This is a genomic window from Paucibacter sp. XJ19-41 (assembly GCF_028462495.1).
Classification (GTDB): Bacteria; Pseudomonadota; Gammaproteobacteria; order Burkholderiales; family Burkholderiaceae_C; genus Roseateles_E.
Genome location: NZ_JAQOWX010000062.1, coordinates 25,587 through 33,247, shown reverse-complemented (window position 1 = coordinate 33,247; position 7,661 = coordinate 25,587). Strand labels below are relative to the sequence as shown.

The 7,661-nt window shown below is 70.8% G+C and carries 4 protein-coding genes; 1 reads left to right on the top strand and 3 read right to left on the bottom strand.

Annotated elements, in window-relative coordinates; all coding sequences use genetic code 11:
• A partial coding sequence (locus tag PO768_RS16590; protein WP_272646939.1) for a methyl-accepting chemotaxis protein occupies window positions 1-366 on the top strand: 366 nt, incomplete at its 5' end.
• 7 nt (window positions 367-373) lie between these two features.
• Here the strand turns inward: PO768_RS16590 and PO768_RS16585 are convergent.
• From PO768_RS16585 to PO768_RS16575, 3 genes are all read right to left on the bottom strand, one after another.
• Window positions 374-2,653: a putative bifunctional diguanylate cyclase/phosphodiesterase gene (locus tag PO768_RS16585; RefSeq protein ID WP_272646938.1), complete on the bottom strand. Its 2,280-nt coding sequence runs from the start codon at window positions 2,651-2,653 to the stop codon at window positions 374-376.
• A 116-nt stretch (window positions 2,654-2,769) separates the two neighbouring features.
• Window positions 2,770-5,349 (bottom strand): cyanophycin synthetase, encoded by a 2,580-nt coding sequence (gene cphA / locus PO768_RS16580; RefSeq protein ID WP_262970064.1) that lies wholly within the window; start codon window positions 5,347-5,349, stop codon window positions 2,770-2,772.
• A 27-nt stretch (window positions 5,350-5,376) separates the two neighbouring features.
• On the bottom strand, window positions 5,377-7,635 hold the full coding sequence (locus tag PO768_RS16575) for a cyanophycin synthetase (RefSeq protein ID WP_272646937.1): 2,259 nt from the start codon (window positions 7,633-7,635) through the stop codon (window positions 5,377-5,379).
• Window positions 7,636-7,661: the final 26 nt, after the last annotated feature.

Below are 7,661 nucleotides of genomic sequence, written 5' to 3'. Positions count from 1 at the left end.
GAGGTGCGGGCGCTGGCGCAGCGCTCGGCCGGCGCCGCGCGCGAGATCAAGACCCTGATCGGCGCCAGCGTCGAGCAGGTCGAGGCCGGCTCGCGCCTGGTCAGCGAGGCCGGCGGCACGATGGGCGAGATCGTCGCCAGCGTCGGCCAGGTCACCTCCATCATGGCCGAGATCAGCGGCGCGACGCGCGAGCAGAGCCAGGGCATCGAGCAGGTCAACACCGCCGTCGCTCAGCTCGACCAGATGACGCAGCAGAACGCATCGCTGGTCGAGGAGTCCGCCGCCGCGGCCGAGAGCCTGAAGGAGCAGGCCAACAAGCTGGCCGAGATCGTCGCGGCCTTCAAGGTCAGCGCGCAGCCGGCCTGAGGCCGCGTCAGCCGAGTGCCGGCTCCGCCTGGCGCGCCAGCCAGTCGCCCGCCGCAGCGGCCGACAGCGGTTTGCTGAACAGAAAACCCTGCAGCTCGTTGCAGCCGGCGGCGCGCGCGGCCTCGGCCTGGGCCTGGGTTTCGATGCCCTCGGCCACCACCTTCAGGTCCAGCACGGCGGCCAGCTGGCAGATCGCCCGCACCACCGCGCTGGCGGTGCGCTGCGGCATCGGCTCGATCAGGCTGCGATCGATCTTGACCGCGTCCAGCGGCATGCTGCGCAGCAGGTTCAGCGAGGAGAAGCCGGTGCCGAAGTCATCCAGCGCGACCTTGATGCCCAGCTCGTTGAGCCGGCTGATCCGCTCGCGGGCCTGGTCGGCGTCGCGCACTGCGGCCGTCTCGGTGATCTCCAAGGTCAGCAGCGCGGCCGGCAGATCGAAGGCCTGCAGCGTGCGAGCGACAAAGGCCGGGAAGCTCGGGTCGTGCAGCTGCAGCGGCGAGACATTGACGGCCACCGGCAGCACCAGCCGCCCGTCGGCGCGCCAGTCGCGGAGCTGACGGCAGGCCTGCTGCAGCAGCATCGCGCCCAGCGGCACGATCAGGCCGGTGCGCTCGGCCGCCGGAATGAAATCGGCCGGGCTGACCACACCATGGCCCGGCCGGTGCCAGCGCACCAGCGCCTCGAAGCTCAGCAGCGCGCCGCCGGCGGCGGCGATCTTGGGCTGGTAGACCAGCTCGAACTCGGCATTCTTCAGCCCGGCGCGCATCGCCTGCTCGGCCAGCATGGTCGCGCTGCTGCTGCGCCTGCTGCTGGCCTCGTCGGCCCAGCGTTCGGCGCTGCCGGGCTCCTGCTTGGCCTCGTGCATCGCGGCGCTGGCCTCGCGCAGCAGGCCCTCGGGGTCGCCGGCGGTGTGCGGGAAGCGGGCCACGCCGATCGAGGCGTCGATATAGATCTCGCGAGCGTCGACCGCGAAGGGCCGCGCCAGCCGCGCGCGCAGGCGCCGTGTCAGCTCGTGTAGCAGGGCCGGCTCGGCACCGGCCGTGACCAGCAGCGCGAACTCGTCCTCGCCCAGATGCATGGTCTGGGCCTGCGGCGCGAACTCGGCCTGCAGCAGCGCGCCGAACTCGCGCAGCAGCGCATCGCCGGTGGCATGGCCATAGGCTTCGTTGAGCAGCGTGAAACGGTCCAGGTCCAGCCAGATCAGGCCGAAGGGGCGGCCCTCGGCGCACAGCTCGCGCAGGCGCTGCTGCAGCGCGCTGCGATTGGGCAGGCCGGTGACCGGGTCGTGGGTGGCCTGGTGCAGCAGGGCCTGGGTGGCGTTGTAGCGCTCGGTGTCGTCGCTGATCACCAGATGCTCGGCCGGCCCGTCGGCCCAGTCGATGCGCCAGGACGAGAACATCAGCCGCATCAGGCTGCCGTCGCTGCGCCGGCGCTCGCCTTCCCAGTGCGCATGGGGCAGCTCGCCGCTGATGATGGCGCGCCGGCGCTGCAGAGCCGCCGCACGCAGGCTTGCCGGCTGCTGCTGCTGGTAGCGCTTGAATTCGGCCAGGCTGGCGACGCCGTAGAGCTCGAGCAGGGCCGCGTTGGCATAGAGCGGCTCGTCCTCGCGGGCCACCAGCACGCCCTGGTGCGAATGCTCGGTCATGTAGTGCAGCTGGGTGCGCAGGCCGCGCGACTCCAGGCTGCTGCGCCGCAGCGCCGCATGCAGCAGGCTGATGCCCAGCAACATGCGCAGCGCCGCGCCTATGCTGGACTGCAGGCCCAAGGCGGCCTCGCCGCCGAGCGCGAAATTGAACTGGTTCAGGCCGATCAGTACCAGGCTCAGGCCGGCCAGGCGCTCGGCCTTGCCATGCGGCCAGAGCCAGCGCAGTGCGGCCAGGCCCAGCAAGGTGTTCAGCGTGGCGCCGCTGCCCTGGGCCACCGCGATGCTCTGGTCCAGCAGGGCACCGAGCAGGCCCAGCAGGCCCAGGCCCAGCACCGTGGCCTGCCGCCAGCTCAGCGGGCGGCCAACCAGGTCGCGCAGACCGGCCACCATCATCAGCATGCTCAGCGCGCCCGACGCCGCGAGGCCGAGGCCGCCGAGGCTGTGGATCAGGCCCTCGCCCTGGCGCCACAGCAGATAGGCCGGCGTGGCCAGGCCCTGGGCCAGAAAGCTGGCGCCCAGCAGCCGGTTGAAGCCTTGACTGCGTTCACGCGACCAGGCCAGCCACAGCGCGAGGCCGAGTATCAGATTGACCGAGAGGTTGAACGCGAGCGCGTAGATCACGAAGGGCGGGGGCGCTTGCACGGGGCCAGCGACAGGTCGCGAAGATGGTTACATCTTAGGCCGGGGCTGGGCGGCCCCGGCCGGCCAAACTGCGCATTTATGCCGCCTCTGGCGACCTCCAAAGGGGGAGGTCTCGTTCAACCGGCGCTGATGCGCTGGCTCAGATGGGCCAGCGCCTCCTCGACCTGATCGACCAGCACCAGGCACAGATCACCCGGCTGCAGCCGCGCCAGCGCGGTGTCGATCGCGACGAACTCGCCGCGGATCTCCTGCACATGGCGGGTGCGGGTCGCGCCCTCCAGGCCCTGGCGCAGCAGCGCCAGCACCTCGCCGTCTTCGCGGCCGCGCTGGCAGGCGTCCTGGAACAGCAGCACCTCATCGAAGGCCTGGCCCAGGATCTGGGTCTGGGCGCGGATGTCCTCGTCGCGCCGGTCGCCGGCGCCGCTGATCACGACCGAGCGGGTCTTGGCCGGCAGCGCATCGACGGCCGCCACCAGCGCGCGCATCGCGTCGGCGTTGTGGCCATAGTCGGCCACCACGGTGGCACCGCGATAGTCCATCACATTGAAGCGCCCCGGCACATTGTCGGCATCGTTGCTGAAGCTGGCGACGCCGCGCCGTATCGTGTCCCAGTCCAGGCCGACGCCCCAGCCGGCCGCCACGGCCGCCATCGCGTTCTCGACCTGGAAGGGGATGGTGCCGCCCCGGGTGAAGGGAATGTCGCGCAGCGGCAGGGTCTCGCGCCAGGAGCCCTGGGCCGCGACCAGCTGGTCGCCGTCCAGATAGACGCAGCGTTTGCCCTGGGCGCGGTGCGTGGCCATCAGCGGGTGATGGCGGTCGGCCGCGAAGAAGATGATCTGGCCCGGGCAGACCGGGGCCATCGCGGCCACCACCGGGTCGGCCGCGTTCAGCACCGCATAGCCGCTGGGCGCGACGTTCTGCACGATCACGCGCTTGACCAGGGCCAGCTCCTCGACGGTGTTGAGGAAGTTCATGCCCAGGTGGTCGCCCTCGCCGAGATTGGTGACCACCGCCACCTGGCAGCGGTCGAAGCCCAGGCCCTCGCGCAGCACACCGCCGCGCGCGGTCTCGAACACCGCCGCCTCGACGTCCGGATGCATCAGCACATTGCGGGCGCTCTTCGGGCCCGAGCAGTCGCCGCTGTCGATCTGGCGGCCGTCGACATAGACGCCGTCGGTATTGGTCATGCCGACTTTCAGCCCGCAGGTCGCGAACAGATGGGCGATCAGCCGCGTCACCGTGGTCTTGCCATTGGTGCCGGTGACGGCGACCACCGGGATGCGGCCGTCCTCGCTCTTGTGGCCATGACCGTAGAGGTGGGCGATGATGGCCTCGCCGACCGGGCGGCCCTTGCCGTAGCTGGGGCTCAGATGCATGCGCAGGCCCGGCGCGGCATTGACCTCGACCACGCCGCCGCTTTGCTCCTCCAGCGGCTGCAGCACGCTCTCGGCCACCACATCGACGCCGCAGACATGCAGGCCGACGACCTGGGCCGCCGCCACCGCGCGCGCCGCCACCTCGGGATGCACATCGTCGGTGACGTCGGTGGCGGTGCCGCCGGTCGACAGATTGGCGTTGTTGCGCAGGATCACGCGGCGGCCCTTCTCGGGCACCGACTCGGGGGTCAGGTCTTGCAGCGCCAGGCGCGCGACCGCGATGTCATCGAAACGGATCTTGGTCAGCGAGGTGGCATGGCCGTCGCCGCGCTTGGGGTCGGCATTGACCTTGTCGACCAGCTGCTTGACGGTCAGCACCCCGTCGCCGATCACATGCGGCGGATCGCGGCGCGCGGCGGCGATCAGCTTGTCGCCGATCACCAGCAGGCGGTAGTCGCTGCCGGGCAGGAATTTCTCGACCATCACCTGGCCGATCTCGTCGGCGGCCTTGTAGGCGATCTCCATATGCTCGCGGCTGGCGACGTTGACCGTCACGCCCTTGCCCTGGTTGCCGTCCTGGGGCTTGACCACCACCGGCAGCCCGACCTCCAGCGCGGCGGCCCAGGCGTCGTCGACGCTGTCGACCGGGCGGCCGATCGGCACCGGCACGCCGGCCGATTGCAGCAGGCGCTTGCTGAGGTCCTTGTCCTGCGCGATCGATTCGGAGACGGCGCTGGTCGCGTCGACCTCGGCGGCCCAGATGCGGCGCTGCTTGGCGCCCCAGCCGAACTGCACCAGGCTGCCCTGGGTCAGGCGGCGGTAGGGGATGCCACGGGCCACCGCCGCATCGACGATGGAGCCGGTCGACGGGCCCAGGCGCACGTCCTCGTCGAGCTCGCGCAACTGGGCCAGCGTCGCATCGATGTCAAAGCCGGTGTTGGCCAGCGCGGCCTGCAGCAGCCGGACGGCGGCGTCAAAGGCCATGCGGCCGACATCCTCCTCGCTGTACTCGACCACCACCTGGTAGGTGCCGGGTTCGCCGGTGGCATGGGTGTGGCTGAAGGTCACCGGGCAACCGGCCTGGGCCTGCAGCGCCAGCGCCGCCTGCTCCAGCAGCTGGGCCAGCGGCAGCGGCAGCTCGGGCGCGCCACGCGAGCGCAGCGCGCCGATGCCGGGGAACAGGGCGCGCAGGCGCGCCTCGAAGCCGGCCTGGTCAGCGATCTGCCGTTCGGCGTCGCCGCAGCTGACCACGGCTTCGATGGCCGTGTGACGGCTCCACATATTCGGGCCGCGCAGGGCGCGGATGCGAGAGACTTCCATAGGGGGCTTCTTGCTTCTGGAGTGCTGTTAGACCGACTCGGGCACGAAAGTGTCCAGGCCGGCCGAGATCAGTTCGGGCGAGATGTTCAGCGCCCAGGCGGTGGCGACGGCGGCCAGCGCGGTGGCCGCGTCCAGCGGCTGGCCGGCGGCCGCAAAGCGCGCCAGCAAAGCCTCGACATTGGCCCCTGCGGTTTCCGACAGGCCTTGGGCCAGCATCGCGGCGCCGTCGCGCAGGAACACGGTGCGGCTGCCGGCGGCGCGCTGCTCGGCCAGCGTGGCGGCGTCCAGCGCATAGAACAGCACATCGCCGTCGCTGAGGCGGGCCATCTCGAGCAGCCTGGGCTCGTCGGCATTGAGCACCGCGACACCGTCGGACAGCACCACATCGACCTGAGTGCGCAGCACCTTGAAGAGCTGGTCCTCGTCGCGCACATCGAAGTCGTCGAGGCTACCCAGGCCACCCATATCGGTAACCAGGCCGACCTGGCAGCGGTCATAGGCCAGACCGTCGCGCAGGATGGCGGCGGCATTGTTCTCGATCACCACCGCGTCGACGCCGCGGTTCATCAGCAGGCGGTGGGCGGCGCTCCAATGCGCCGAGTCGGACTTCTCGACGCGGCGGTTGCCGAGGAACAGGCCCTGGCCGCAGGCCAGGCCGACCGAGCGCCCGTTCAGGTGCAGCAGCCAGGCCACCAGCCGGGCGATCTGGGCGCCGCCGCGCGAGCCGGCCACGCCGATGATGGGGATGCGGCCGTTCTCTTCGGCCGCGAACAGGTGGTCGATGATGGCCTGGCCGACCGGCTGCGGGCTGCCCGAGGCCGGCTTCAGATGCATCAGCAGGCCCGGGCCGGCATTGACCTCGACGATGGCGCCGCCGGTCTCGGCCAGCGGCTTGGCGATGTCCTCGGTCACCAGATCGACGCCGGCGATGTCCAGGCCTATGGTGCGGGCCGCCAGCGAGACGGCATGGGCCACCTCGGGATGGACCTCGGCCGTGCAGTCGATCGCGACATTGCCGTTGCGCTGTATCAGCACCCGCTGGCCGGCCGCCGGCACCGCCTCGGGCGAGACGCCCTGGCGCTGCAGGTCCAGCAGCACGACCGGGTCGTCGCCGATGTCGATGCGGTTGAGCGGGAAGTCCTCGGTCAGGCCGCGGCGCGGGTCGGTATTGATCTGCAGATCGATCAGCTCGACCACCGTGTGCTGGCCGTCGCCGCTGNGCGGGAAGTCCTCGGTCAGGCCGCGGCGCGGGTCGGTATTGATCTGCAGATCGATCAGCTCGACCACCGTGTGCTGGCCGTCGCCGCTGATCCAGGCCTCCTCGCCGCGCGCGGCCGCGACCACCTGGCCGCCGACCACCAGCAGGCGGTGCTCCATGCCCCGGATATAGGGCTCGACCAGCACCTCCGAGCCTTCCTTGTCGGCGACATGGAAGGCCGCCTCGATGTCGGCGCGCTCGCGCAGGTCCAGGGTCACGCCGCGGCCATGGTTGCCGTCCGAGGGCTTGACGACGACCGGGAAACCGATGTCCTGGGCCGCTTCCCAGGCGGCCTCGGCGCTCTTGACGGTGGCGCCCTCGGGCACCGGCACGCCGACCGCCTTCAGCAGGGTCTTGGTCAGGTCCTTGTCGCCGGCGATGCCTTCGGCGATCGCGCTGGTCATGTCGGTCTCGGCGGTCCAGATGCGGCGCTGGCGCGCGCCATGGCCCAACTGCACCAGATTGCCCTCGTTCAGGCGGATGTGCGGGATGCGGCGGTCGGTGGCGGCCGCGACGATGGCGGCGGTCGACGGGCCCAGATAGCAGTCGTCCAGCTTGTCGCGCACCCGGGCCACGGCGGCCGGCACCTCGAAGGGCTGCTCATTGATGGTGGCCATCAGCAAGGCATGACCCTCGGCCAGCGCGGCGCGGGCGACCTGCTCGTCGCGGGCCCGGAACACCATGCGGTAGACCCCGGTCTTGGAGGTGCTGCGGGTCTGGCCGAAGCCGGTGGGCATGCCGGACAGGTTCAGCAGCTCGATGACGATGTGCTCCAGCACATGGCCCATCCAGGTGCCCTCGGTCAGGCGCTGCAGAAAGCCGCCGCGCTCGCCGACGCCGCAATGGTGTTCGATCAGGGCCGGCAGCCGCTCGGTGAGCCGCTCGGTGAAGCCGGGCAGCAGGTTGGAGGGGTAGTCTTCCAGCTCGCCCAGGTCCAGCCAGACCTCCAGGACCGGGCGGTAGGTCCACATATTCGGGCCGCGCAGATAGTTGACGCGCAGGAGCTTGATATCGGATTTAGGACTCATAAGGGCGGGGCCGAGGCCGGCCAAAA

Excerpts from the sequence above, each read along its gene's own strand:
- cphA (WP_262970064.1), bottom strand. The coding sequence starts at position 5,349 with ATGGAAGTCTCTCGCATCCGCGCCCTGCGCGGCCCGAATATGTGGAGC.